This window comes from Rhodococcus sp. 2H158 (assembly GCF_053764755.1).
The window spans coordinates 116,985-143,211 of the sequence record NZ_JBSNCE010000012.1; the positions used below are offsets into that span (position 1 = coordinate 116,985).

General features: G+C 69.2%; 25 protein-coding genes. 9 read left to right on the forward strand and 16 right to left on the reverse strand.

Translation table 11 applies throughout. The annotated features are described in order from the left end of the window. Positions 1 to 20: 20 nt before the first annotated feature. From ACWPOB_RS13850 to dnaA, 13 genes are all read right to left on the reverse strand, one after another. Complete coding sequence (locus tag ACWPOB_RS13850; protein WP_100057815.1) at positions 21 to 857, reverse strand: MHYT domain-containing protein; 837 nt, start codon at positions 855 to 857, stop codon at positions 21 to 23. Next, the gene (locus ACWPOB_RS13855; protein ID WP_006934480.1) at positions 857 to 1,411 is read right to left on the reverse strand and encodes a GTP-binding protein; all 555 of its coding nucleotides are present in this window, start codon (positions 1,409 to 1,411) and stop codon (positions 857 to 859) included. Before ACWPOB_RS13855 ends, ACWPOB_RS13850 begins: the two co-directional genes overlap by 1 nt. A gap of 13 nt (positions 1,412 to 1,424) precedes the next feature. Next, a complete protein-coding gene (locus ACWPOB_RS13860) occupies positions 1,425 to 1,799 on the reverse strand; it encodes a DUF742 domain-containing protein (protein ID WP_006934479.1) in 375 nt (124 codons plus the stop codon). Positions 1,800 to 1,812: 13 nt separating this feature from the next. Beyond that, positions 1,813 to 2,229, reverse strand: a complete 417-nt coding sequence (locus ACWPOB_RS13865) for a roadblock/LC7 domain-containing protein (RefSeq protein ID WP_006934478.1) — start codon at positions 2,227 to 2,229, stop codon at positions 1,813 to 1,815. Then, a complete protein-coding gene (locus ACWPOB_RS13870) occupies positions 2,226 to 5,273 on the reverse strand; it encodes an ATP-binding protein (RefSeq protein ID WP_455401179.1) in 3,048 nt (1,015 codons plus the stop codon). Before ACWPOB_RS13870 ends, ACWPOB_RS13865 begins: the two co-directional genes overlap by 4 nt. A gap of 338 nt (positions 5,274 to 5,611) precedes the next feature. Further along, the gene (gene gyrB, locus ACWPOB_RS13875; RefSeq protein WP_455401180.1) at positions 5,612 to 7,645 is read right to left on the reverse strand and encodes a DNA topoisomerase (ATP-hydrolyzing) subunit B; all 2,034 of its coding nucleotides are present in this window, start codon (positions 7,643 to 7,645) and stop codon (positions 5,612 to 5,614) included. Between the two features lie 166 nt (positions 7,646 to 7,811). After that, positions 7,812 to 8,714: an alpha/beta fold hydrolase gene (locus ACWPOB_RS13880; protein ID WP_100057591.1), complete on the reverse strand. Its 903-nt coding sequence runs from the start codon at positions 8,712 to 8,714 to the stop codon at positions 7,812 to 7,814. An 8-nt stretch (positions 8,715 to 8,722) separates the two neighbouring features. Then, positions 8,723 to 9,811, reverse strand: coding sequence for a PDR/VanB family oxidoreductase (locus tag ACWPOB_RS13885; protein ID WP_455401181.1), 1,089 nt, complete (start codon positions 9,809 to 9,811; stop codon positions 8,723 to 8,725). Beyond that, positions 9,808 to 10,698, reverse strand: coding sequence for a metal-dependent hydrolase (locus tag ACWPOB_RS13890; RefSeq protein ID WP_100057590.1), 891 nt, complete (start codon positions 10,696 to 10,698; stop codon positions 9,808 to 9,810). Before ACWPOB_RS13890 ends, ACWPOB_RS13885 begins: the two co-directional genes overlap by 4 nt. 89 nt (positions 10,699 to 10,787) lie before the next feature. Continuing rightward, on the reverse strand, positions 10,788 to 11,336 hold the full coding sequence (locus ACWPOB_RS13895; protein ID WP_043799108.1) for a DUF721 family protein: 549 nt from the start codon (positions 11,334 to 11,336) through the stop codon (positions 10,788 to 10,790). Continuing rightward, positions 11,333 to 12,586, reverse strand: coding sequence for a DNA replication/repair protein RecF (gene recF / locus ACWPOB_RS13900; protein WP_100058257.1), 1,254 nt, complete (start codon positions 12,584 to 12,586; stop codon positions 11,333 to 11,335). The genes ACWPOB_RS13895 and recF overlap by 4 nt, the downstream gene beginning before the upstream one ends. Positions 12,587 to 12,613: 27 nt before the next feature. After that, entirely contained in the window at positions 12,614 to 13,798 is a 1,185-nt protein-coding gene (gene dnaN / locus ACWPOB_RS13905; RefSeq protein WP_100058258.1) for a DNA polymerase III subunit beta, read from the reverse strand. 535 nt (positions 13,799 to 14,333) lie between these two features. Then, positions 14,334 to 15,965, reverse strand: coding sequence for a chromosomal replication initiator protein DnaA (gene dnaA, locus ACWPOB_RS13910; RefSeq protein WP_100058259.1), 1,632 nt, complete (start codon positions 15,963 to 15,965; stop codon positions 14,334 to 14,336). Between the two features lie 608 nt (positions 15,966 to 16,573). Here dnaA and rpmH point away from each other — a divergent pair. From rpmH to ACWPOB_RS13955, 9 genes are all read left to right on the forward strand, one after another. Further along, entirely contained in the window at positions 16,574 to 16,717 is a 144-nt protein-coding gene (gene rpmH, locus ACWPOB_RS13915; RefSeq protein WP_006934459.1) for a 50S ribosomal protein L34, read from the forward strand. Between the two features lie 22 nt (positions 16,718 to 16,739). Beyond that, positions 16,740 to 17,117: a ribonuclease P protein component gene (rnpA, locus tag ACWPOB_RS13920; protein ID WP_006934454.1), complete on the forward strand. Its 378-nt coding sequence runs from the start codon at positions 16,740 to 16,742 to the stop codon at positions 17,115 to 17,117. Then, a complete protein-coding gene (gene yidD, locus ACWPOB_RS13925) occupies positions 17,114 to 17,395 on the forward strand; it encodes a membrane protein insertion efficiency factor YidD (RefSeq protein WP_100056990.1) in 282 nt (93 codons plus the stop codon). The genes rnpA and yidD overlap by 4 nt, the downstream gene beginning before the upstream one ends. Positions 17,396 to 17,465: 70 nt before the next feature. Next, a complete protein-coding gene (gene yidC / locus ACWPOB_RS13930) occupies positions 17,466 to 18,584 on the forward strand; it encodes a membrane protein insertase YidC (RefSeq protein ID WP_455401182.1) in 1,119 nt (372 codons plus the stop codon). Positions 18,585 to 18,605: 21 nt separating this feature from the next. Continuing rightward, positions 18,606 to 19,151, forward strand: coding sequence for a Jag family protein (locus ACWPOB_RS13935; RefSeq protein ID WP_100056988.1), 546 nt, complete (start codon positions 18,606 to 18,608; stop codon positions 19,149 to 19,151). 98 nt (positions 19,152 to 19,249) lie between these two features. Further along, positions 19,250 to 19,930: a 16S rRNA (guanine(527)-N(7))-methyltransferase RsmG gene (gene rsmG / locus ACWPOB_RS13940; protein WP_100056987.1), complete on the forward strand. Its 681-nt coding sequence runs from the start codon at positions 19,250 to 19,252 to the stop codon at positions 19,928 to 19,930. 838 nt (positions 19,931 to 20,768) lie between these two features. Next, a complete protein-coding gene (locus ACWPOB_RS13945; RefSeq protein WP_455401183.1) occupies positions 20,769 to 21,773 on the forward strand; it encodes a ParA family protein in 1,005 nt (334 codons plus the stop codon). Further along, positions 21,770 to 22,828 carry a ParB/RepB/Spo0J family partition protein gene (locus ACWPOB_RS13950; protein ID WP_455401184.1) on the forward strand — a complete coding sequence of 353 codons (1,059 nt, stop codon included), beginning with the start codon at positions 21,770 to 21,772 and terminating at the stop codon, positions 22,826 to 22,828. The genes ACWPOB_RS13945 and ACWPOB_RS13950 overlap by 4 nt, the downstream gene beginning before the upstream one ends. Before the next feature lie 57 nt (positions 22,829 to 22,885). Then, a complete protein-coding gene (locus ACWPOB_RS13955) occupies positions 22,886 to 23,575 on the forward strand; it encodes a hypothetical protein (RefSeq protein WP_006934444.1) in 690 nt (229 codons plus the stop codon). A gap of 9 nt (positions 23,576 to 23,584) precedes the next feature. Here the strand turns inward: ACWPOB_RS13955 and ACWPOB_RS13960 are convergent, their stop codons facing one another. The 3 genes from ACWPOB_RS13960 to trxB all read right to left on the reverse strand — a co-directional run bounded on the left by ACWPOB_RS13960 (position 23,585) and on the right by trxB (position 26,226). Next, positions 23,585 to 24,769 carry an N-acetylmuramoyl-L-alanine amidase gene (locus tag ACWPOB_RS13960; protein ID WP_100056984.1) on the reverse strand — a complete coding sequence of 395 codons (1,185 nt, stop codon included), beginning with the start codon at positions 24,767 to 24,769 and terminating at the stop codon, positions 23,585 to 23,587. A gap of 127 nt (positions 24,770 to 24,896) precedes the next feature. Continuing rightward, positions 24,897 to 25,226: a thioredoxin gene (gene trxA, locus ACWPOB_RS13965; RefSeq protein WP_006934442.1), complete on the reverse strand. Its 330-nt coding sequence runs from the start codon at positions 25,224 to 25,226 to the stop codon at positions 24,897 to 24,899. A gap of 31 nt (positions 25,227 to 25,257) precedes the next feature. After that, complete coding sequence (gene trxB / locus ACWPOB_RS13970; protein WP_072633805.1) at positions 25,258 to 26,226, reverse strand: thioredoxin-disulfide reductase; 969 nt, start codon at positions 26,224 to 26,226, stop codon at positions 25,258 to 25,260. Position 26,227 lies beyond the last annotated feature (1 nt).

Below are 26,227 nucleotides of genomic sequence, written 5' to 3' on the forward strand. Positions count from 1 at the left end.
CAGGTCCCGCCCCCGTGCGCTCAGGTGGCCGGATGCCGGGGATCGGCCGGGCTGTGCTGCTGCGCCCACGCCTCGGCCTCGGCCTCCAGTGCGGCCGCCACCCGGTCGGGAGCCATGAGCAACGCCATGATCGGGACCGTCAGGATCAGCATGCCGAGCACGAATACCGGGAAGAGGACGGCGAACACCTCGACCCCCGACGGCGCCGCGGTCGCCGGATCCACCGTCACCTGCACCGCCGCCATCGCGAGGAAGTGCACGCCGATCACCGCCGCGCCGGCGAAGATGCTGCCGACGATCCGCATCCACCTGCTGTCGGCGACCGTGACCAGCCACAGGACCACCACCGCGGTAAGGCAGGCCGCCACCACGGACGCCGCCACGTAGGTCATGTCGTATGCGACAGTGCCCTGCAGTTCCATCGCCCACATGATCGAGTAGTGCACGCCGGCGATCCCGGCGCCGAGGACCAGCGACCCGCCCAGCAGCCGTGCCGCCACGGCACCGCGCGACGGCCGGGCCCGGCGCGACACCCGCTTCGGCTGCACGACCACCATGGCGACGAAGGCGGACACCAGCGCCACCGCCATCGAGAAGACGATGCCGAGCAGGTCGTATCGGATGATGCTGCCGTCCACCGTGAAACCCGCCATCGGCAGGAAGTGCGCCAGCCACACCCCGACACCCCCGGTCGAGAGCGCGGCTCGCATCAGCCAGTACAGCCGCGCCCGTTCCGAACCGGCGGACAACGACTTACGGGCACTGGCCAGTCCGACGAGCAACCCGATCGCCGACGTCACGTACGCCAGGACGATCACCCACGTGCCCATGCCGAACAGGTGCACGTGCGTGTCCATCAGGGCGCTACCGGCTGGTGCAGCTTGCGCAGCGCGTACTCGGTGACCGTCACGAGCGCCGACTTGGCGGACTCGCGCTGCCGAGCGTCGATCGAGACGATCGGCACGTCCGCCGAGACCGCCAGGGCCTGACGGATGTCCTCGGTCGGGTACCGCGGGGCGTCGTCGAATTCGTTGATCGCGACGATGAACGGCAGGTTCCGGGCCTCGAAGAAGTCGACCGCCGCGAAGCTCTCGTCCAGACGCCGGGTGTCGATGAGCACGATGGCACCGATGGCACCTCGGATCAGGTCGTCCCACATGAACCAGAACCGGTGCTGCCCCGGCGTACCGAACAGGTACAGCACGAGATCCTCGGCGAGGCTGATCCGGCCGAAGTCCATCGCGACGGTCGTGGTGGCCTTCTGCGGCGTCGCGCTCAGGTTGTCGACGCCGTCGCTGGCGTTGGTGACCAGCGCTTCGGTGCGCAGCGGAACGATCTCCGAGACCGCCCCCACCAACGTGGTCTTGCCGACACCGAAGCCCCCGGCGATCACGATCTTCGTCGAGGTCACCCGCTTCGGGGAGTTAGAGTTCGCGAAGTCCACTGAGGACCCTTTCAATCAGCTCACGACGCTCCGCGTCGCTCGAATCGTCTTTCAGGGTGGCCAGGATCCGTACGTGCCCGGCTTCGACGAGATCCGCCACGAGTACGCGCGCCACCCCGATCGGCACACCCACCCGCGCCGCGATCTCGGCGACCGACGGGGACTCTCTGCACAAAGCCACGATCGTGGCATTGATGTTGTCCAGGTCCCGGGCACGGTCGTCCGTACCCGGGAGGACCTGGATCAGTGCCTCCAACGCCAGCTCGACCGCGGGGCTGGTCCGTCCCGAAGTCAGTGAGTACGGCCGGACCAGACTGGGCTGGGCCGGCGGCGACTCCGGCTTGCGTTCTTCCATGGCCACCTCGACGTCAGGACCCCAGACCGATGCGCGGAGTGGCCTCGACCGACGCCCCCACACGATCGACCAGGAGTGCCATCTCGTAACCGACCTGTCCGATGTCGCACTCCGAGGCGGTCAGGGTCGCAAGGTGCGAGCCGTCACCCACGCTCATCAGCAGCAGGTAACCGTGCTGCATCTCCACGACGGACTGGAGCACTCCGCCGCCCTCGAAGAGCTGGGACACGCCGTTGGACAGGCTGGCCAGGCCGGACGTGACGGCAGCGAGCTGCTCGGCACGGTCGACAGGCAGGTGTGCGCTGGCCGCCATCAGGAGGCCGTCCGCGGACACGAGCACGGCGTGGGAGACGCCGGGAACCTCGCGCGCGAAGTTCGACACCAACCAGTCCAGAGGACGAGTTACGTCGGATCCATGGTCAATGTTCATCGAACTCCCTGTTCGTCGGTCTGGGTGGACGCGTGCGCGGAGGCCCGCCCGTTGCGAACCCCTTGCTGGTGACGGCTCAGGTTGGCCCGGATGGCCTCCGGGTCGCGCCGCCGAACAGCCGGCACAGATCCGGTCGCCGGGGAGGCGACCGCACCGGGCACCAGCCTATGACCGGGTGCACGTCGCGGAAGACCCGCGGTGGTGAGTTGCTCCACCGGGGCTTGCGCCGCCTCCTGGGCGGCCCTCCAACCGACGTCCGCCCGCGAGTTCCACTCCGGCCGACGGTCCTCCGGCAGGCTCGTCGGATCGACGAGCCAGCTCGACATCATGTCGGCGAAGATCGGCGTGCCGGCACCCGGACGCAGCGTGTTGACGTCGGGCCGCGGCTGGAAGAACGCGGCCGTCTTGGCCGGGTTCGTCCGGTACCGATGCCGTGCGGCGCGGCCCGGCTGCCCGTCGGCTGCTGCGCTGCCGTGGCCGGCGGACGGGTCTGCGGCCTGCTCGGAATACTGCTGCGGCAGGGAGGAATCGGCGGCGGCCGGCGGCGTCGGCAGCCCGGGAGTGCTCCCGGGCCGGCGCTGCGGCAGACCATTGCCCGAAGCACCGTTCCCCGGCACAGCAGCGGACGGCTGCGGCGACAGGCCCGGCGTAGCCCCCGGCCGGCGCTGCGGCAGACCATTGCCCGCGGTGACCGGAACCGGCTGCGGCGACAGGCCCGGCGTGGCCCCCGGCCGGCGCTGCGGCAGACCGCTGCCCGCGGACGACGGAGCCGACTCGGGCGAGGCCGGAGCGGACGCGGCGGGAGCAGGAGCAGACGAGACCGTCTCCGAGCGGCGCGGCGGCAGGACCGGCGTCGGACCGGGTTGCCGCCGGGGCAGTTCCGACAGCGGCGTGGGCTGGCGCGGCGCCGGACTCGGGGTGACACCCGGCTGACGCTGCGGCAGACCGGGAGTCGAGCCGGGGCGGCGCTGCGGCAGACCCGGAGTGGTCCCCGGCTGACGCTGCGGCAGACCCGCGGACGGCTCCGGGGGAACGGGTGCCGGCTGACGCTGCGGCAGCGGCGATCCCGGCGCGGGGGTGCGTTCCGGCAGGGCCGGGGCCGCGACGTCGCGCGGTGGCCGCGGCGCGAGGGCCTCGGCCGGACGGCCGTCCTCGCCCATGCGCGGCTGCGGCCCGGTCTGCGACAGGGCGAGCGGCGAGACGAGGAGCACGTCGGGAATGTGGACGCTGGCGGTGATGCCCGGGTTGCGCGCGGTGTCGAACGTCGGGCGCAACCGCACGGTGAGGCCGTGCCGCGCCGCGAGGCGCGAGACCACGAACAGACCCATGTGGCGGGCGGTGTCGGGACCGACCTCGCCACCGAGAGCAAGCCGCTCGTTGATCGCGTCGAGTTCCTCGGCCGGGATCCCGATACCGCGGTCGGCGATCTCGACGAGCAGGCCACCGTCGACGGCCCGTGCGAAGCTGAACGTCACGGTGCTGTCCGGCGGGGACGCCCGCAGCGAGTTGTCGACGAGCTCGGCGAGCAGGTGGACGATGTCCGTGGCGACCGTGCCGCTGAGTGCGCCTTCCGGCGTCGAGCCGATCTGGACGCGCTGGTAGTCCTCCACCTCGGACATCGCGGCACGGAGGATGTCACCGAGCTGTACGGGCGCGGAGTGGCCGCGCCGCATCCGGGTGCCCGAGAGGATCAGCAGGTTGTCGCCGTTACGGCGCATGCGCGCCGCGAGGTGGTCGAGGCGGAACAGACTCTCGAGCCGGGCCGGATCCTTCTCCTCGTACTCGAGTCGTTCGATGAGGCCGAGCTGCTGCTCGACGAGCGACTTGCTGCGCCGGGCGAGGGTCTCGAACATGTCGTTGATCTGCAGGCGGAGGTGGGCCTGCTCACCGGCGAGGCGCAGGGCCTGCCCGTGCATGTCGTCGACGGCGCGGGCGAGCTGGCCGACCTCCTCGGTCGTGTGCACCGGGACCCGCGTGAACTCGATGTCCTCGACGTTGTCACCCACCTTGATGCGGTCGATGGCGTCGGGGAGTTCCTGCCGGGCGACCTTGAGAGCGCCGTAGCGCAGGCGGCGGATCGGGCCGACGAGCGACCGCGACACGAGAAGCGCCAGGACGAGCGCGGCGAGCAGGGCGCCGAGCACGATCGCGGTGTCGCGGAGGGCGGCGGAGCGGGTATCGGAGGCGCGGGCGAGAACGGTCTCGCTGATCGCGTCGGACGCCTCGTCGATGAGGGTGCCGTAGACCTCGACGCTCTGCAGCAGCGACGAGCGCAGGTTCAGGATGGGCAGCGGTCCGTCGCCGGCGGCGTCGATCATCGCGGTGCGCTCGGCGACGCCGTTGCGCAGCTCCTGGATCTGGGCGTCGGACGCCGGATACGACCGGGCGAGCGTCTCGAGCATGGCGAGCTCGGAGCCGGACGCGGACACCAGGGTGGTGCCCGGCTGGTCCGGGTCCCGCAGGATCGCCACGATGCCCATCACCTGATCGAACAGGTAGCGCTGGGACGCCCAGGCGTCGACGAGCCGGGTGCCCTCGGCGAGCACGGACGGATCCTCGATCGGCTCGACGATCGCCTCGACGATGCGGATCAGGTCCTTGCGGATGGCATTGGTCTGCTCGTTGAGCTCGGGGAGCGGGATGTTGCCGGCCGCAATACGGTCTCGCAGCGCCTCGGCGGCGGCCACGGTGCGGGTGAGGTCCGCGGCGATGACCGGATCCAACTCCGGGTTCTGGGACACCGCCCGGACGCGTTCCAGTGTCGCGTCGAGGTTCTCGATCTCGTTCGTGATGCCGGTGCCGGCGGCCAGCGTCGCGGAGGCGGTACCGAAGGCGGTACCGAAGTCGACGAGGTCGGGCACGACGGCCACCTGGTCGGCAGCGGACGAGAAGTGGACGGCGTTGGAGAGCTCCTGCTGCACGCGCAGGCCGCCCAGCACCATTGCCACGGTCACGGGAACGGCGAGAACGGCGGTCACCTTCCAGCGAAGGCCCCACCCTTCGATGTTCCACCACCGCTGCCGAGGTGGCGATTCGTCACTCATCTTCACAGCTCACTTTCCACCCGGTTCCCGCCGCCGACCCACACCCGCGCCACACCGCTCGGTGTCGAGGAGGTGCGGCTGCGGGTGGAGTGGTCGGAAGAGACGTTCCTGAGTGCACGCACCATATCCGTCCGAGTGCGGATAACGAAAGGAGCACGACCACTCCCGGAACCGGCGGGAGTCGCGCCTCGAGCCGGTCACCGAGCCGAAAACTCTACCGACCAGTAACATTCGCGGCCCGCGAACGCGCACCCGACGCGCCGAAGGGCGGCGAAAGCGGTGGTGTGAACCTCGTCACACACCCCTTCCGCCGCCCTCTCCGGCGCCGTGGAACCCGGTCAGACGTCCAGGAAGCGAACATCCTTGGCGTTACGGGTGATGAAACTGCGACGTGCCTCCACGTCCTCGCCCATCAGGATGCTGAACAGTTCGTCGGCTGCGGCCGCGTCGTCGAGCGTCACCTGACGCAGCACGCGCACGCTGGGGTCCATGGTGGTCTCCCACAGTTCCTTGGCGTTCATCTCGCCGAGACCCTTGTAACGCTGGATGCCGTCGTCCTTGTTGATCTTCTTGCCGGCGGCGAGACCACGCTCGAGCAGGCCGTCGCGCTCCCGGTCGGAGTACGCGAACTCCGGCTCGGAACGCTGCCACTTGAGCTTGTACAACGGCGGCTGCGCCAGGTACACGTGGCCATGCTCGACCAGCGGACGCATGAAGCGGAACAGCAGCGTCAGCAGCAGCGTGGCGATGTGCTGGCCGTCGACGTCGGCGTCGGCCATCAGCACGATCTTGTGGTAGCGCAGCTTCGCGATGTCGAACTCGTCGTGGATACCGGTGCCGAAGGCGGTGATGATCGCCTGGACCTCGTTGTTCTTCAGCACGCGATCGATGCGCGCCTTCTCGACGTTGATGATCTTGCCGCGCAGCGGCAGAATCGCCTGGTACATCGAGTCGCGCCCCGACTTCGCGGAGCCACCGGCAGAGTCGCCCTCGACGATGTAGATCTCGGACTTGCTCGGGTCGTTCGACCGGCAGTCCGCCAGCTTGCCGGGCAGCCCGCCGAGATCGGTGGCGGACTTGCGCCGGACCAGCTCACGCGCCTTGCGGGCGGCGACCCGGGCCTGCGCGGACGAGACCGCCTTCGTCACGATGGTCTTCGCGTCGGCCGGGTTCGCCTCGAGCCAGTGCGACAGGTGCTCGTTGCAGGCCTTCTGCACGAACGACTTGACCTCGGTGTTGCCGAGCTTGGTCTTGGTCTGGCCCTCGAACTGCGGTTCGCCGACCTTGACCGAGATGATCGCGGCCAGTCCCTCGCGGATGTCGTCGCCGGTGAGGTTCGGATCCTTGTCCTTGAGGAGCTTCTTGTCCTTCGCGTACTTGTTGACCACCGAGGTCAGGGCCGCGCGGAAGCCCTCCTCGTGGGTGCCGCCCTCGTGGGTGTTGATCGTGTTGGCGAAGGTGTGGACCGACTCGGAGTAGCCCGAGTTCCACTGCATCGCGACCTCGAGTTCGTGGCCGGTGCCCTTCGCGGTGAAGCCGACGACCGAGTTGTGGATCGGCTGCTTGGTGCGGTTGATGTGCCGCACGTAGTCCTCGAGGCCGCCCGGGTAGTGGTAGACGCGGGTCTTGACCTTGTGATGCTGTTCGGCCTCGGCCTGTTCCTGCTCCTCGGCCTTCTTCGGTGCCTCGGCGAGTTCGCTGACGACCTCGTCGGTGACCTCCTCGGGGGCGACACGCTCGTCGGTCAGCGTGATCGTCAGGCCCTTGTTGAGGAAGGCCATCTCCTGCAGGCGCCGCGCAACCGTCTCGAAGTTGTAGGTCGTGGTCTCGAAGATGTCCGGGTCCGACCAGAACCGGACGGTGGTGCCGGTGGCCCTCGTGGGCTCGCCCTTGATCAGTTCCCCGGGCTTCGACGACAGGTACGTCTGCTCCCAGTGGTAGCCGGCATTGTCGATCTCCACCTCGAGCCGGGTGGACAGCGCGTTGACCACCGAGATGCCGACGCCGTGCAGACCGCCGGAGACGGCGTAGGCATCGGAATCGAACTTGCCGCCCGCGTGCAGCTGGGTCAGCACGACCTCGACGGTCGGGATGCCGGAGGCGTGCATTCCGACGGGGATGCCGCGGCCGTCGTCGACGACCTGCACGCCGCCGTCCTCGAGAAGGGTCACCTCGACCTTGGTGGCGTGGCCGGCCATCGCCTCGTCGACCGAGTTGTCGACGACCTCCCAGATCAGGTGGTGCAGGCCGCGCTCACCGGTGGAACCGATGTACATGCCGGGGCGCTTGCGCACCGCCTCGAGACCCTCGAGGACGGTGATGGAGGAAGCACCGTACTCACTGTTGCTCTTGTTCGACTTCTGGGCAGCCACGGGTTGGTAGCTCTCCTTCTTCCGCCTGGGTCTCGCGCACACGCGCACGCATTCGGAATTCATCCTACTGCCCGGAAGCGTACTTGCCCCGTCCGACACAGGACGGGCCGCCGACGCCGCTCACCGGCCCGCAGGCGCGGCGTCGCGAGTGCGGGAGGGTGAATCGCTAGGGCGACGAGGTTCGGACAGTGTGCCGCGCCTCGACGTCGCGCACGAAGCGCGCGGTCGCGGCCGCGAGCTCCCCGGCATGCGAGCGTGGCGACCAGTGCCCGGCGTCGAGCGGTTCCCGGCGCAGATCGGCGACCCACTTCTCGGTGTCCTCGTACCCGACCGGCCGCACCGCCCGGTCCCGCAGGCCCTGGATCAGCTGAACGGGGACGTCGGTGCGCCGCTCGCGCGGCGCGCGGAGCCGCCGGCGCAGGTTCGCCCGGTACAGCTTCAGGCCGTGCACCATGTCGTCGGCGAGCGTGGGTGCGACGGGCCCGATCAGGGCCGGGTCGGAGCGGTCGAAGAACCCGACGAATCCCGGCCAGTGCCGGGAGAACCACCACCGCAGCGCGGGCACGGGCAGGCCGGGGGTCTGGAACAGCACCGTGTAGGACGACGCCACGGCCTGCTCGAGCGGGCCGAGCGGGCGCCGCTCGCCCAGCCGGCGACGCATCCACAGCGCGAGGTGGTCGAGGTTCGGCCCGGACACCGAGGTGTACGACGCGATCCGCTCCGCCGCCGCGGGTTCGCACACGGCCTCCCAGCCCAGCACCGACCCCCAGTCGTGCCCGAGCAGGTGCACGGGCGCGTCCGGGCTCACCGCGTCGATCACCGCGAACAGGTCCGCGGCGAGCAGTTCGAGCCGGTAGGCCGCGACGTCGCGCGGCACGGTCGAGGCGCCGGCACCGCGGTTGTCGAACCGGACGATCCGGAAGTCGCCGGCCAGCGCGGGCACCACGCGGTCCCACAGGGCATGCGTGTCGGGCCAGCCGTGGACCAGCACGAGGGTGGGCCCCTGTGGGTTGCCCTCCTCGACGACGTGGAGCCGGACGGCTCCGTTCGTGACGGTACGAGTGGTCATGTTCTCCCTCAGAGGTCGAGTACGAGCCGGCCACCGTCGGCGCGCGAGACACAGACGAGCATCTCCTCGCGACGTTCCTCGGGGGTGAGCCGGTTCTCGCGGTGGTCGGGGGTGCCGGACAGGACCCGCACCCGGCAGGTTCCGCAGAACCCCTGCCGGCACGAGTAGCCGATGCCGGGACGGCGCCGGCGGATCACCTCGAGCGCCGATTCGTCGGCCGGGACGGCGAGCACCTCTCCGGTGCTCGCCAGTTGGACCTCGAACGCCCGGCCGTCGACGACGGGTGGGGCGCCGAACCGCTCGAAGTGCAGGGCCGACGCTCCCGTGGCGTCGATGCCGGCACGCACCGCGTCCAGCATCGGGGTGGGCCCACAACAGTAGACGGCCCCGCCGGCGGGGGCGCCGGCGAGCAGGTCGGCGCCCGTCGGCGTGCCGTACTCGTCGTCCGGGCGTACGGAAACCCTTGACGGATACCATGTTCCGATCTCGTCGAGGAACGGCATCGCGGCCCGGGTGCGCCCGGTGTAGACGAGCCGCCAGTCCATTCCGGCACGGTCCGCGGCGCGGGTCATCGCCAGGACGGGAGTGATGCCGATCCCGCCGGCGACGAACAGGGCCGCACCCTCGGCGACGAACGGGAACCCGTTGCGCGGACCGCGCACGGCCACCGGGTCACCCGGTTCGAGGGCATGCATCTCGAGCGACCCTCCCCCGCCGCCGGGGAGCCGGCGAACCGCGACGGTGTATCGGGTGCGGTCCTCGTGATCGCCGCACAACGAGTACTGCCGTTGCCGCCCGGAGGGCAGATGGAAGTCGAGGTGGGCACCCGGGTGCCACGCCGGCAGCTCGGCGCCGCCCGGGGCGCGCAGCGTCAACCGCACCACGTCGCCGTCGGCCGTCACCGGGTCCTTTTCGGTGACAACCAGATTCAGCTGCAGGTCGGGCTCCCCGGCACCGGCGGCGCCGTCGTAGCCGAGAGCCGTGACGAGACGCAGGTAGCTCTCCACGACGGATCCGAGCAGGCCCATCGCACGGTCGGTCCGGTTCCGCCCGTGCAGGTCCGACGGGCGACGGTGCCGCGGCAGCACCCCGGTCATCGGGCTGCCGCCCGGGCCGCGGGGGAGGACGCCAGATAGCGGACCGCCTGACCGGTCGAACCCTCGTGGCTCGGGTGGTACGAGCGGTGGAAGTACCGCGACATGCGCCTGCCGAGGTCCACCGGGCCGGGTAGCGTGCCACGGCGACTCGCCGCCAGCCAATCCGAAAGATGAGGTGCACGAACATGTTTCGATGCACGCGCCAGGTCCGGGTCGTGGGCCATGAGGAATCGGGCCCCGCGGATCCACAGCCACACGAGGACCGGGGTGACGAGGAGCTGGGTGCGGATCCGCCGGGCCTCCCCGGGGTCGAAGTAGCGCATCACGTCGTAGGCGACGCTGCGATGCTCGACCTCCTCGGCGCCGTGCCAGCGCAGCAGGTCGAGCATGGTCGGATCGGTGCCCGCCGCGTCGAGGCCCTTCGCATTGAGGACCCAGTCCCCGAGGAACGCCGTGACGTGCTCGACGGCGGCGATGATGGCGAGCCGCTCGACGAGGTAGTTCTCCGCGCGCAGTCCGGTCAGCGGTCGCCGGCCGAGCAGCCGGCCGAACAGCCACCGCATCTGGTCCGTGAACGGGGTGGGATCGAGACCCTTCGACTCGAGTTGCTCGAGTACCCCCTGGTGAGCGTGGGAGTGCACCGATTCCTGGCCGATGAATCCCACGACGTCTTCGCGCAGTTGTTCGTCCTCGATGAGCGGCAGCGCCTCCTTGAACGTCTCGACGAACCACTCCTCCCCCGCCGGCAGCAACAGATGCAGGACGTTGAGCACGTGGGTGCTGAACGGATCGCCCGGCACCCAGTGCAGGGGCAGCGCGCTCCAGTCGAACTCGACGTTGCGGGCCTGGAGCAGGACGCGGTCCGGTTCGATGAGTGATGTGGACATGGACGTACCTCCCGATGCGGACGTGTGCGGCAGCGCACAACCGGCTGATTTCAACGTAACATCGGGTTACATATAAATCCAGGGCCGGATCAGCCGTACGTGTCCCGCGGCCCGCGGCCGCGGACGTGCCGCTCCCCCTTACGCCAGCTCGGCGCCGTCGGCCCCGTGATCCGCAGCTCCTTGACCACCCCGTGCCCGACCGCGGCGGCGATCTTCGCGAGGATCTGTGCCTGCATCATGCGCAGCTGTGTCGCCCACGCGGTCGACTCCGCCGAGACGTGCAGCACCCCGTCGCGCAGCGTCGTCGGCGACGCGTGCGAGGCGATATCGTCGCCGACCACGCGCGCCCAACTGCCCAGCACCGTGCCCTCCGACACGCGCCCCGACCATCCCCGCTGCTTGGCCAGCGAGTTCGCCAGCGCGCCGAGCGGCTGCGGGTCCCGCTCGTCGGGGCCCGGGCCCGACCAGCCGCGACGGCGGCGCCGTGGCCGCAGCGCCCCGCGCGACGCGCGTCCCTGCCCCACCGACTTCCCGCTCGCCTTCGCGGCCGCACGGGCCTCCTCCAGCGCACGACGGGCCAGGTCGATCCCGCGCAGCGGCGGCTCGGGTGGTTGTTCGCCCGGGTTCTCGGTGCTCATCGCAGTGCTCCGTCCACGGTTCCGTCCAGATCCGGCTGTGAGGGATCGCCGCCGTCGAGCCGGGTCAGCATCGAGAGCCGTCCCCGATCGGTGTCCTCGGCCCGCACCCCGAACCGGACCGCGGCCAGCTCCGCCGGCACGTCCTCGGGGACCGCGGCGGTGATGAGTACCTGCTCGGCCGAGGCCGCGACGGCGGCGAGCGCGGTGCGGCGACGCCGATCCAGCTCGGCGAACACATCGTCCAGCATGAGGACCGGATCGGTGCCGTCGGCCCGCAGGAGCGAGAAGGCGCCCAGGCGCAGCGCCAGCGCGAACGACCAGGACTCCCCGTGGCTGGCGAAGCCCTTGGCCGGCTGATCACCCAGGATCAGATCGAGCTCGTCGCGGTGGGGGCCCACCAGGCACACGCCCCGCTCGATCTCCTTCGTCCGCGCCTGCGCCAGCCGGGTCAGGAACGCGGCCTCGATCACCTCACGGTCGTCGGATCGCGGCGCGCGGGCCGGGTCGGCGAACTCCGGCGGCAGCACCTCGCCCACCGTGGTGCGGTAACGGAGCAGCGCCGGCCGTGACTCGGGGGCGATCGAGCGGTACGCCTCGGCGACGTGCGGGGCGAGCTCGTGCAGCAGCGCGACGCGGGCCGCGAGCAACTCGGACCCGTGCGCCGCGAGATGGCCGTCCCACACGTCGAGCGTCGCCAGTGCGCTCGCCCCGTCGCCGGACCGGCTGCCGCGGCGCAGCGCGCCCCCGGCCGTCTTCAGCAGGGCCGAGCGCTGTCGCAGCACCTTGTCGTAGTCGGCGCGGACCCCGCTCATCCGCGGGATGCGGGTCGCGAGCAGCTCGTCGAGGAACCGGCGCCGGTCACCCGGGTCACCCCGCACCAGCGACAGGTCCTCCGGCGCGAACAACACCGTCCGCAGGATGCCGAGGATCTCGCGCGGCCGCCGGGTCGGGGACTGGTTGATCCGGCCCCGGTTGGGCCGGCCCTCGTTGAGTTCGACGTCGATCCCCAGTTCCCGGCCGCCGTTGACGACGACCGCACCCACCTGGGCGCGCGACGTCCCGCTCCGGAACAGCGGGGCATCGCCGGACACCCGGTGCGAGGTCAGCGTCGACAGGTAGCCGAGCGCCTCGAGCAGATTGGTCTTGCCGTGCCCGTTGCGACCGAGGAACACCGTCGGCCCCGGTGCCAGATTCAGCGAAACGGCTTCCCAGGAACGGAAGTCGCGCAACGAGAAGGTGCGAACGTACACGGGCCCCGACCGTTTCCTGCCCCCGGGTCAGCCCGGCAGGCGCACCGGCATCAGCAGATAGGTGTAGTCGCTGTCCGGGGCGGCGAACGTACCGGAGGCGTCGGGCTCGGGCGCGTCCTCGAGCGCCGGTCGCAGCACCGCGGGACGGCTCGGCGTCGTGAAGCCGAACGACACCTTCTCGCTGTGCAGCGAGCCGAGGCCGTCGAGCAGGTACCCGGGGTTGAACGCGATGATCAGCGGCTCGCCCTGGAACTCCGCGGCGAGGGACTCCTCCGCGCGCCCGGCGTCGTCGCCACCGGCCGACAACAGCAGCCCGCCTTCGGTGAACTCGAGCCGCACCTGTGCCCCGCGCTCGGCGACGAGCGCGACGCGCTTGATCGCGTCCACGAGTGGCGCGATGTCGACGGTCGCCATCGCGGTGTGCTCGGTCGGCAGCAACTGGCGGAACTTGGGGAATTCGGCGTCGAGGAGGCGTGTGGTGGTGCGCCGGCCGTCCGCGACGATGCCGAGCAGGCCCTCGGCACCGACCGACGAACCGGCGCCCAGCGCGAGCTGGACGGGCGAATTAGAAGATCCACCAACGGTTTTCGCCGACTCGGAGAGAGTCTTGGCCGGCACGAGGACCGCGGCGGTCGCGGCGTCGGCGGTGGGCATCCACTCGATCTTGCGGACCGCGAGGCGGAACCGGTCGGTGGCCGCGAGCACCATGTGGGTGCCGTCGATCTCCACACGGATACCGGTCAGCATCGGCAGGGTGTCGTCCTTGCCGGCCGCGACTGCGACCTGGCTGATCGCCTCGGCGAACACCTCCACGGGCAGCGAACCGGTCTGTTGCGGCAACTCGGGCAGCTGCGGGTAGTCCTCGACCGGCATGGTCGGCAGGGAGAACTTCGCGCTACCGCAGTTGATGAGCACCCGCGTTCCGTCGAGCACCACGTCGACGGGCTTGTTGGGCAGCGCGCGGGTGATGTCGGCGAGCAGGCGGCCCGACACGAGTACCTGCCCGGGGGTGATGACCTCTGCGGAGACATGGACCTGCGCGGAGACCTCGTAGTCGAATCCGGAGACGGTCAGTCCCTGCTCGTCCGCGCCGAGGAGGACGCCGCCGAGCACCGGCACCGGCGGCCGCGACGGAAGACTGCGCGCAACCCACGCGACGGAGTCGGCGAAGTCCTCGCGAGCGACACGAAACTTCATGCTTCCAAGCTCCATCGCCCGGCGGATCCTTTCGCTCTGATGGCTGTCGATCGATTCAACGAAGTCTGGCACAGGACCCCGACACCGAGGTCGGCAGTGGGGACGTCGCTCCACGGTATGCGCTCGTGGAGCACTTGGAAAGCCGGAGGCTCGAGGGGAACGCGGCTCTCGAGACCCTGTGCACTCGAGTCCTCCACAAGCCTGTTTTGAAAGAGGAGTCTTCGAGAGAAAACACAGAAGTAGTAATAGGGGTTGTGGAATCTGTGGACGAACGACCGTCTACGCTGGTGGGGCGGGCTTCTCGAGCCCCGCGCTCTCGAGGATGAACTCGAGGAATTCTCGAGGACAGATGTGGACATCTCGAGAGTGTTCAACATCGGTACACCGTCCGTCCACAAAGATCCCACGTTGTACACACGGTTGTCCACAAGTGTGAGTCACTGCCCATCCGTCTCGAGAATCACACCCACCGCCCACCGCCGGCCCGTCTCCGGATACGACGAAGGGCCCGGACGCGATCGTCCGGGCCCCTGCCGCAGGGCGGTACGGCTCAGCGCTTGGAGCGCTGCTTGATGCGCGCGGTCAGCTCCTGCACCTGGTCGTAGACCTTCCGCCGCTCGGTCATCTCCTTGCGAATCTTCTTGTCCGCGTACATGACCGTCGTGTGGTCCCGGCCGAAGGTCTGCCCGATCTTGGGCAGCGAGAGGTCGGTGAGCTCGCGGCACAGATACATCGCGATCTGTCGCGCCTGGGCCAGCGGCCGCGCCTTGCCGGGCCCGCACAGGTCGTCGATCGAGATGCCGAAGTACTCGGCGGTCACCGCCATGATGGTGGCCGAGTTGATCTCGAGAGCCGTCGAGTCGGGGATGAGGTCCCGCAGCACCACTTCCGCCAGCGTCAGGTCCAGTGGTTGCCGGTTGAGGGACGCGAAGGCCGTCACCCGGATCAGCGCACCCTCGAGTTCGCGGATGTTGCGTTCGATCCTGCTGGCGATCAACTCGAGGACGTCGTGGGGCACGTCCAGCCGGTCCATGCGTGCCTTCTTGCTGAGGATCGCGATGCGGGTCTCGAGTTCGGGCGGCTGGACGTCGGTGATCAGGCCCCACTCGAACCGGGTCCGCAGGCGCTCCTCGAGCGTCGCGAGCTGCTTCGGGGGACGGTCGGACGACACCACGATCTGCTTGTTCGCGTTGTGCAGGGTGTTGAAGGTGTGGAAGAACTCCTCCTGGATACCTTCCTTGCCCTCGATGAACTGGATGTCGTCGACGAGGAGGATGTCCGTCTCGCGGTACCTGCGCTTGAACGCCACCTTGCGGTCGTCGCGGAGGCTGTTGATGAAGTCGTTCGTGAACTCCTCGGTGGAGACGTACTTGACCCGCATCCCCGGGAACAGGCGCTGCGCATAGTGCCCGGCAGCATGCAGCAGGTGCGTCTTGCCCAGGCCGGAGGCACCCCAGATGAACAGCGGGTTGTACGCGCGGGCGGGCGCCTCGGCGATCGCCACCGCGGCCGCGTGGGCGAACCGGTTCGACGCTCCGATGACGAACGTGTCGAACGTGTACTTCGCGTTGAGGCTGCTGCTGCCGGTCGGTGCCGCGGCGGCGGGCGGCGGCGGCTGGGTGAAGTAGGACGGCCACGACTCCCGGACCGCGGTCATGGCCTCCCGGTCGTCGTCGACCTCCTCGAGTTCGCCCGTGTCGACCTCGAGCATGCCGTGGTCGAGGGAGGAGGGGCGGCGCCGCCGGAACGGATGCACCATGTCGCGGGGGCCGGTCTCGCGCGGTCCGGTGGGAATCGGCCGCGTATCGAACGCGTGGGGCTCGGGCGCGCGGGGGTCCGGCGGCAGGCCCTCGAGGGGCAGCGTGTCCCGGGGCACGGCGTAGGGGTCCTCGGCCGGATCGTCGACGGCCGCGGAGGGCTCGATGCGCACCCCGAGTCCTTCGACGCGATGCCCGAGGGTGCGGTGGAGCGCGCGGAGGATCGGCTCGCGCAGATCCCGCTCGATGGCCTCCTGCGCGAACGAGGACGGAACCGACAGGAGGGCGAAACCCTGCGCCAGGGTGATCGGCCTGACCAGGGCGAGCCACGCCTTCTGGCCCTTGCTGAGGCCTTCGCCGTCGGCGGTCAGCTCCGCGACGACGTCCGGCCACACGTCGGCCAGCGCGTTCGGCTCGTCGTTCACGTCGCGTCCTCCCCAGTTCTCTCGATCCGAATTCCACACGATTATCCACAGATGTGGACAACCACAGGGTGGCGGCCTGTGGGATGTGGATTGGGAGTTGTAGAGAGCGGGGCACACCGAGGACGAGACGCGAGGTCCGGCTCGGACACGAAGTGCCCAGTGTGACATGTCTCGAGAAGCCCGGCGCGCGCGGCCCGGGCTAGCGACTGCGGGTGCCGGCCCGCGCGCAGACCGGCGGCCGGGCGCAGCGCCGGTGCCCGCGCGGCGGAAGCGAGTGGCCCCGCTCACCGCGGTGGTGGGCGACGAGGAACAACCCCGGCGAAACCATGAACGGGAGCGTACCGGAATGTGAACGGAGTCACACGACTTCGTGTTGCGAACGTGACGCACGGGAAAATGGGTGTGCGGCGTGTCGTCTTGCGTGTGCCGAGCCGGCGCGGTTTGATTTCGTGCTTGCCGCCGAGTAGCCTCGAACAGTCACTCATACAGCAGTGACGGATCCGTGCTGCCACGCAGTATTTTTCGCGTACGGCACGTGTCATGCGATTTCCGTACACGTTGGACCGAGGACGCCGACCGGCGTCATAGAACTTCGAGGAGTGTTGACCGTGGCCAAGGGCAAGCGGACGTTCCAGCCGAACAACCGACGCCGCGCGCGCGTTCACGGCTTCCGTCTCCGGATGCGGACCCGTGCGGGTCGCGCGATTGTGTCGGCGCGTCGCCGCAAGGGCCGCACTTCGCTCACCGCCTGATCCCCGATTCCGGGAGCTCGGGGTGCTACCTGAGCCGTATCGCCTGCGGCGCCGCGCGGACTTCTCCGAGACCGTTCGTCGTGGCCGCCGGCAGGGACGGCGAGATCTGGTCGTTCACGCGATCGAGCGGGAGCAGGCCGAGCTGGTGGTGAGTTTCGGCGGTCCGCGGTTCGGATTCGTCGTGAGCAAGGCTGTCGGGCCGGCGGTGATTCGACATCGAGTCGCACGCCGGCTTCGTCATATCTGTGCGACTCTCGTCGACGAGGTTCCCGCCGGCGCAGACGTCGTCGTCCGGGCGCTTCCGGGTGCCGCCTCGGCCTCCTCGCAGGAACTCGACCGGCAGGTTCGCTCCGGCCTCGCCCGACTGGGCCTGGTCGCGACGGCGCGGCGGCCGGGATGAACGCGGGCGGCGTGCTGCGGTCGGTGCGCTCCGCGCCGGCCCGGATGTTGATCTTCTGCATCGAGCTCTACCGCACGTACGTGTCTCCGACACGCATGCCGACCTGCCGTTTCACCCCTACCTGCAGCGAATACGCCGTCGAGGCGTTGCGTACCCGGGGGTTCGTGGTCGGCTCCGTGCTGACGGTCGTCCGCCTGCTCAAATGTGCGCCCTGGCACCCTGGGGGTTGGGATCCGGTGCCCGAGCGGCGGCATCGATCGGTCGACCGGGGTCCCTGACCGGCACTGAAGACTTCGGACCGACGCCGCTGGGTGGCGACCTTGGACGACCTGAGGAGTACATAGAGCCGTGCTCGACTTCATCTACTATCCCGTGTCCTGGATCCTCTGGGTCTGGCACAACGCCTTCACGGCCCTGCCGGGACTGGAGCCCGACGACGGCGCGACGTGGGCGCTGTCCGTGGTGTTCCTCGTCTTCACGCTGCGCGCGATCCTGTACAAGCCGTTCGTCAAGCAGGTCCGGACGACGCGGCAGATGCAGGAACTGCAACCGCAGATCAAGGCGCTGCAGAAGAAGTACTCCAACGACCGGCAGCGGCAGGCCGTCGAACTCCAGAAGCTGCAGAAGGAACACGGCTTCAACCCGTTGATGGGTTGCCTCCCGGTGCTGTTGCAGGCGCCGGTGTTCATCGGTCTGTTCCACGTGCTGCGCTCGTTCAACCGCACCGGGGAAGGATTCGGTCAGCTCGGCCTGTCGCCGGAGGAGAACGCCCAGCTCGGCAACTATGCGTTCAGCCCGGAGGACGTGCAGTCCTTCCTCAGTGCGCGCCTGTTCGGCGCGCCGATCTCGGCGTGGATCACCCAGCCCGAGGCGTCGCTGGTGGCGTTCGAGCCGTTCGGCGGCATCCCCTCCCGCCTCGACATCGCGCTCGTGGCGATTCCGCTGATGATCGTCGCGGGCATCGCGACCCACTTCAACTCCCGCGCGTCCGTCGCGCGGCAGAGCGCGCAGGCTGCGGCGAATCCGCAGGCCGCGATCATGAACAAGCTGGCGCTGTGGGTGTTCCCGCTCGGCGTCATCGTCGGCGGCCCGTTCCTGCCGATCGCCATCCTCCTGTACTGGGTGAGCAACAACATCTGGACCTACGCCCAGCAGCACATCGTCTTCCGCAAGATCGACCAGGAGGAAGAGGCCAAGAAGCAGGCCGCGATCGCACGCCGCAGCGACAACGCCCCCAGGCCCGGTGCCCGCCCCGATCGGGCCGCGAAGAAGAAGGCTCCGTCCACCACCGGGGAGGACGCTGCCGCCGGCGCCGCCGAGGCTTCGGAGATCTCGCTGGAGAAGCCGGCCGCGGACGACACCTCCGGCGGTGCCAAGCCGTCCGCCCCGCCGGCCGGAGGCCCGAAGAACGTCGCCGGATCGAAACGCCCCAGCGGCTCGAAGAACTCCAAGCGCAAGCGGCGCTGACCGAAGAAGAGAGAGCGAATCATGGCCAGTGACCTGGACAAGGCACAGGAGGATGCCGACGTGACCACCGAGACGCCGGATCTCGATGCGGATTCCGACTCCGAGGACGATCTCCTGATCGAGGAGGGCGAAATCGCCGGTGACTACCTCGAGCAGCTGCTCGACGTCCTGGACTTCGACGGCGACATCGATCTCGACGTGGAGGGTGACCGTGCGGTCGTGAGCATCGACGGCGGCAAGGACCTGTCCAAGCTCGTCGGCCGCGACGGCGAGGTGCTCGATGCCCTGCAGGAGCTCACCCGCCTCGCGGTGCAGCAGGTCACCGGCGAGCGCAGCAAGCTGATGCTCGACGTCGCGGGGTGGCGGGCGGGTAAGCGCGCAGAGCTCAGCCAGCTCGGCACGGCCGCCGCGAAGCGTGTACTCGAGACCGGGGAGCGCGAGGAGCTGACCCCGATGACGCCCTTCGAGCGCAAGATCGTCCACGACGCCGTGGCCAAGATCGAGGGTGTGTCCAGCGAGAGCGAGGGCGCCGAGCCGCAGCGCCGGGTCGTCGTCGTCAAGAACTGACCGGCCAGCAGTATCGACCGGACAGCAGTGAGTGGGAGGGATCTCGGCGGGTGCGTCGGGATCCCTCCTTTCTTCGAGGCCAGTGTCGTCGGGAGAGGATGTTTCACGTGGAACAGGACGAGACGCGCATCCACGAGATCGCCGTTCGCGTCTTCGGTGAGCGACTCGGTCTTGCCGAGCAGTACCGGGACTCCCTCGCTACCGACGGTGTGGAGCGCGGACTCATCGGGCCGCGCGAGGTCCCCCGCCTGTGGGACCGCCACCTGCTCAACTGTGCTGTGCTCGGTGAACTGATCGACGAAGGCGAACGTGTCGTCGATGTGGGCAGCGGCGCCGGGCTTCCGGGTATCCCGCTGGCGATCGCCCGCCCCGATCTGCACGTGACCCTCGTCGAACCCCTGCTGCGACGGTCGGTGTATCTGGCCGAGTTCGTCGAAACGCACGGCCTGACCAACGTGCTCGTCATCCGCGGCCGTGCGGAGCAGCCCGGCGTCGTGAAGGAAGCCGGCGGATCCGACGTCGTCACCTCGCGTGCGGTGGCGCCGCTGGCGAAGCTCGCCAAGTGGTCGCTGCCGCTCGTACACGAGGGCGGACGGATGCTGGCGCTCAAGGGCTCCAGCGCGGCGGAGGAGATCGAACGCGATCGCGACGAACTCGCTCGTCTCGGTGCGGGCAATCTCGAGGTCCTCGAGTGCGGTGTGGGTCTGCTCGAGACCCCCACCCTCGTCGTGAAGGCGGAGCGAATGCCGCGGCCGGCGCGACGACGCAAGAAGCGCTGATCAGGTTTCACGTGAAACCACTCCCCTCCCCCACTCGAGCGACCCACCGCCTCGAGTGCGCCGACTCGAGATGTGCGCGACTCGAGACTCTCGAGCTGAACGGTCCTCTCGAGCAAATGCCACTGTTTTCGCTGCAACCCGTGCGATCCGGCCCCCGCGTCCCGATGGCGTGACGCGGAAGGCCGCATCCTGTCGGCCCCTGCATCGCCCGCCCCTCTCCTCGTGCGCCGCGCCCGGAAATCCCCTCCTCGACAGCGAACTCCGGTTCTGCACCGCCGCGACCGCGCGGAAGTCCGCCGTCTGTCGTTCCTTTGATCCCGGTTTCGTCCGAAGTTGTTGCCTACCTTGGCCGTTGGGATCAATGACGGAATTCGTCCGGGAGCGCGGATCTTTCGCGTCAACCGCCCTTCCATCCACCCGATGACATTTCGTCACTGTGACAGGTGATCTCCCGTCCGCCCGGGTGACGCCCGGTCCGGCGTCTCCGTCCGGCGTTGTTTCACGTGAAACGACACCGGCGGGGGTTCTCTGTTTCACGTGAAACGTCAGGTTTCACGTGAAACATCCTCTTCGTCGGCGACGTCGTCGCACTCCTCCCGAAGGTGGATGGGATACTGGTCGAAACGAGGAAACGGAGTGGGCCGGCAGGGTCGCTAACCTGCGCCGGCGCAACCCGCTTTCCGGGTTCACGCATCAGCCACTACGCCTCGGCTCACTCCGCCCGGTCGCGGGACCGAAACGGTGGCCGGCCGGGGTGGTCGGTCGTGGACCACCGGCGTGGATTCGCGAGGGGGATGTACCGTGCCAACCGGGTGTGTCGACAACAAAGGAGCGGTCAATGTCGGGTGGATCTGAATCCGCTGTTTCACGTGAAACCGAGGCGCAGAGGCCGACGGGAGCCGCGTCCGAGTCCGTCGAGGACGAGTTCTCTCCGATTCCGTACGGGGGGCTCTCGCCGTTGGACACACCGATCGGCGCCGCCGCGCACCGAGCCAGCCAGGTACTCCACCCGAGTTCCGTGAACGCACTCCCCAAGCCGACCCACCGCCGCATCATCACGATCGCGAACCAGAAGGGCGGCGTCGGCAAGACCACGTCCACGGTGAACCTGGCGTCGGCCCTCGCCGTTCAGGGGTTGACCGTCCTCGTCGTCGATCTCGATCCCCAGGGCAATGCCAGCACCGCCCTCGGAGTGCCGCACCACTCCGGTGTCCCGTCGAGCTACGAGGTACTCCTCGGGGAGGTGAAGGCCGCCGAAGCCATCCAGCAGAGCCCGCACAGCGAGCGCCTGTTCTGTATCCCGGCCACCATCGACCTCGCCGGCGCCGAGATCGAACTCGTCTCGATGGTTGCGCGGGAGAACCGTCTCAAGAACGCTCTCTCTCCCGCCGCGCTCGGCGATGAGGACTTCGACTACGTCATCATCGACTGCCCGCCGTCGCTGGGTCTCCTCACCGTCAACGCGCTCGTGGCGGCGAAGGAGGTGCTCATCCCCATCCAATGCGAGTACTACGCGCTGGAGGGCGTCGGCCAGTTGCTGCGCAACATCGAACTCGTCCAGTCGCACCTCAATCCCGAACTGCACGTCTCGACCGTGCTGCTCACCATGTACGACGCCCGCACCAAGCTCGCCGATCAGGTCGCGGAGGAGGTTCGCGCCCACTTCGGCAGCGCGGTGCTGCGGTCCGTCATCCCCCGCAGCGTGAAGGTCTCGGAAGCTCCCGGTTACGGGATGACCGTTCTCGACTACGATCCAGGTTCGCGCGGTGCGATGAGCTACCTCGACGCGGGACGCGAACTGGCGGCACGCGGGTACCGGAACGAGAAGCAGGGGAACGAATGAGCGCGACACGCAAAGGCGGGTTGGGGCGGGGTCTGGCATCGCTGATTCCGACCGGCCCGGCGGCCGCCCCCGGCCTCGGCAACGCCGCGGCCGACGTGATCATCGGCGACAACCGCAAGAACGCGGCTCCGAGGACCACGTCGAACAAAGCCACCGCCACCGAACAGGCGACTCCCCCGAGCGAGAAGGCCGCGGGCAACGGCGCCCCGGCGCCGGCGGACGCGACCCTCCCCTCCCCCGCCGGAGCGGTCTACCTCGAGATCGAGGCGGACAAGATCGAGCCGAACCCGCGCCAGCCACGGCAGGTCTTCGACGAGGAGGCGCTCGCCGAACTCGTCCACTCCATCCGTGAGTTCGGGCTCATGCAGCCCATCGTCGTTCGCAGGCTCGACGGAGAGCGGTACCAGCTCGTCATGGGCGAGCGCCGGTGGCGTGCCGGCCAGGAGGCCGGTCTCGCCACGATCCCGGCGATCGTCCGTGAGACCGACGACCAGTCCCTCCTGCGTGATGCGCTGCTGGAGAACATCCACCGGGTCCAGCTCAACCCGCTCGAGGAAGCGGCGGCGTATCAGCAGTTGCTCGAGGAGTTCGGCGTCACCCATGAGGAACTGGCGGCCCGCATCGGCCGATCCCGGCCGGTGGTCACCAACATGATCCGTCTGCTCAAGCTGCCGATCCCCGTCCAGCGGCGGGTCGCGGCGGGTGTGCTCTCCGCGGGGCACGCTCGCGCGCTGCTGTCGCTCGAGGCCGGACCCGACGCCCAGGAGGTGCTCGCCGCGCGCATCGTCGCCGAGGGCCTCTCCGTGCGGGCCACCGAGGAGGCGGTCATGCTGGCGAACCGCGGCGACGGGAAGGACGCCGCACCGCAGCAGCGCCGCAAGCCCATCCAGATGCCCGGCCTCCAGGACGTCGCGGAGCGCCTGTCCAATTCCTTCGACACCCGCGTCACGGTCAGCCTGGGGAAGCGCAAGGGCAAGATCGTCGTGGAGTTCGGCTCGGTCGACGACCTCGAGCGGATCGTGGCGATGATGGAATCTCAGGCCAACCCCTCTTGACGCCTCGGCACGTCAGGACGACAGTCGAGGATACGGACTTGGAGGCTGAGTAACCCAGTGTCGACTCGAGTCACAACACTCACCCTGGGCGGAATGGATCAGCTGTCGGCACACGCCCGGCGCTGTGTGTTCTGGGAGATGGACCCCGCGGCGGTACACGACGCGGGCGGGTTCTACGATCCGGAGTTCGAGAAGGAGGCATGGCTGTCGATGGTCATGCTCCAGTGGGGTTCCTGTGCCCAGGTCGCCACGCTCGACGACAAGCCCGCCGGTAGCGCGTTCTACGCCCCGCCGAACATGGTGCCGCGCGCTCAGCTGTTCCCGACGTCCCCGGTGAGCGCGGATGCCATCCTGCTGACCACCGTCCGGATCGAGCCGCTCGCGGAGGGCAGCGATCTCGGTGCGGCACTGATCCGCGCGGTGATCTCCGATCTGGTCCGCCGCAACGTGCGCGCGATCGAGGCGTTCGGATATCGGACTGCCGGCGAGGACGAGAGTGACGTCCCCGGGGCAACGGCCGCACGGGACTGCTCCCCCGCCGAGTGCATGGTCGAGGCCGGCTTCCTCGAGGACATGGGTTTCGAGGTCGTCGCTCCCCATCACCGCTTCCCGAGGTTGCGGCTCGAACTCGATCGCGACCACGAATGGAAGGTGGGGGTCGAGGCGGCCCTGGATCGGCTGCTCGAGGAGGCCGCGCTCACCGTCGCGGGCATGTCGGGACGTACCCCCGTGGGGGCGGCCCGCTGAGCGAACCGCTCAGCGGGTCTCGGTGATCGACAGTTCCTCGGCGAGCAGTTCGGCGAAGGTGTAGGTGCCGGTGGGCTGATCGTCCTGACCGAGCAGGTACAGCCGCTTGACCGAGATGAGGATGGCTTCGGCAATGATGTCGCGCGAACGCGGGTTGCCGAGGACCACAGCGTCCTGCGTGTTCGTGAGGTAGCCGAGATCGATCTGCACGGTCGGCATGTTCGTCAGGCGGAGCAGGTCCCAGGTGCGACCGTGGCTGCGGCAGTCCCGCAGCGGCGTGCGGGCCGTCACCTCGCGCTGGATGAATCCGGTGAGCACCTGACCGATCATCGACTCGGAGCCGTGCGCGTTGCCGTAGTGGAAGCTCGCGATGCCGCTCGCGGCCGGATTGGGGCTGCTGTCGCAGCGCAGGGAGATCATCAGGTCCGCGCCGAACGCGTTGGAGGTGCCGGCCCGCTCGATGTTCGACGGATTCGCGTGGTACGGCCGGGAGAGGAAGGTCTCCATTCCCGTCGCGGCCATGCGGCCCTCGAGGCGACGCGCGAGGTCCCACAGGATGTCGGCCTCGGAGATGTCGCCGTGCGGGCTGCGCACGATGATGCCGTGGTCGCGGCCACCGAGGCCGGGATCGATGACGATGCGCTTGCCGCTCAGGTGCGGACCGGACCGGCGGACGATCTCCTCCTCGCTGATGGCGTGCGGCGATCCGCCGGTGACCCGGGTGCCGAGCAGTTCCAGCGACCGGAGGGTCTCCGCGCCGCAGATGCCGTCGGGTGCGAGGCCGATCTCCCGCTGGAAGGAGCTCAGGGCCTCGTGGGTGCGGGGCCCGAAGTAGCCGTCGACCCGGTCCACGTAGAACCCGAGATCCTGCAGGCGCCGCTGCAACGTCGCGACGTCGTCGCCGTAGAGCGGTGCGGAGAGCTGATAGATGAGGGTGCGGGCGCCGAGCCGATACGAGGCTTCCTTCAGCGACCGGTATGTGGCGGGACCGACGATGCCGTCGACGAGCAGACCGCGCTGCTGCTGGAACGCACGCACCGCGCTGTCGAGCTCACGGTCGAACACCGCATCGGAGCCCACCCAGCTGTCGCCGGCGGAGACGTCGGACTCGCCGTGCAGAAATCCGAGGCCGGTGAGGGTGCTCCGGATTTCGGCGACGGCAGGGCCATGGTCGCCGTAGCGCAGTCGGTGCATGTCTCGGCCCTTTCCGTGCTGCTGACCTGCTGTGCCCGGTGTGACACCAGACCATCGTTCGATTGTCGCAGATGCGCCCGGATCACGAATAATCCGGGCGCATCCGTGTCGACGAGGAAACGGTGACTCAGAGCACGTCGGCGAGGTCGCGGAGGAGAGCCGCCTTGCCCTTTGCACCGACGATCGTCTTCACCGGCTTGCCACCGGAGAACAGGATCATCGTCGGGATCGACATGACCTTGTAGTCGCGCGCCGCGGCGGGGTTGGCGTCGATGTCGAGCTTGGCGATCTTGAGCTTCTCGGAGTGCTCCCCGGCGATCTCCTCGAGAACGGGAGCCACCATCTTGCACGGGCCGCACCAGGTCGCCCAGAAATCGACCAGTACCGGCTTGTCGGACTGCAGGACGTCCTCGACGAACGAGGCGTCGGAGATGGTGACGGTGTTCTTCTCGGCCACGATGGCTCCTACTCGATGGGTGTGGAAGGGGTCAGTATCCGGCGTTGACGGTGATCGGGTGGCGGTCTTCCTGCTCGGCGAGCCAGCGTTCGGCGTCGAGCGAGGCGGAGCAGCCGGTGCCGGCGGCGGTGATGGCCTGGCGGTAGAGGTGGTCGACGAGGTCGCCGGCGGCGAAGACGCCCGGCAGGTTGGTGGCGGTGGTCGGGGTCTGCACCTGGACGTAGCCGGCGTCGTCGAGGTCGATCTGGCCGCGGACGAGTTCGCTGCGCGGGTCGTGGCCGATCGCGACGAACATGCCGGTCACCGGGACGGTGCTGCGCTCGCCGGTGACGGTGTCCTCGAGAACCAGGCCGGTGACGGCGGTGTCGCCGAGCACCTCGACGGGCTTGGCGTTCGTGACGATGCGGATCTTCTCGTTCGCGCGGGCGCGGTCGAGCATGATCTTCGAGGCGCGGAATTCCTCGCGGCGGTGGATGAGGGTGACGCTGCGGGCGAAGCGGGTCAGGAAGGTGGCTTCCTCCATGGCGGAGTCGCCGCCGCCGACGACGGCGATGTCCTGGTCGCGGAAGAAGAAGCCGTCGCAGGTGGCGCAGGCGGACACGCCGCGGCCGAGGAGCTGCTCCTCGCCGGGGATGCCGAGGTAGCGCGCGGCGGCGCCCATCGCGAGGATGACGGCGCGGGCGTGGTAGGTCTGTCCGTTGGCGACGACCTTCTTGACCGGGCCGGTCAGGTCGAGTTCGTCGACGTCCTCGGTGCGGATGTCGGCGCCGAAGCGCAGGGCCTGCTCGCGCATCTGGTCCATCAGGTCCGGTCCCATGATGCCCTCGCGGAAGCCGGGGAAGTTCTCGACCTCGGTGGTGGTCATCAGGGCACCGCCGAACTGGGTTCCCTCGAACAGCAGCGGGGACAGCTCGGCGCGGGCGGCGTAGATCCCGGCGGTGTATCCGGCCGGGCCCGAACCGACGATGATCAGGTCGTGGATCGTGGATTCAGTGGTCATG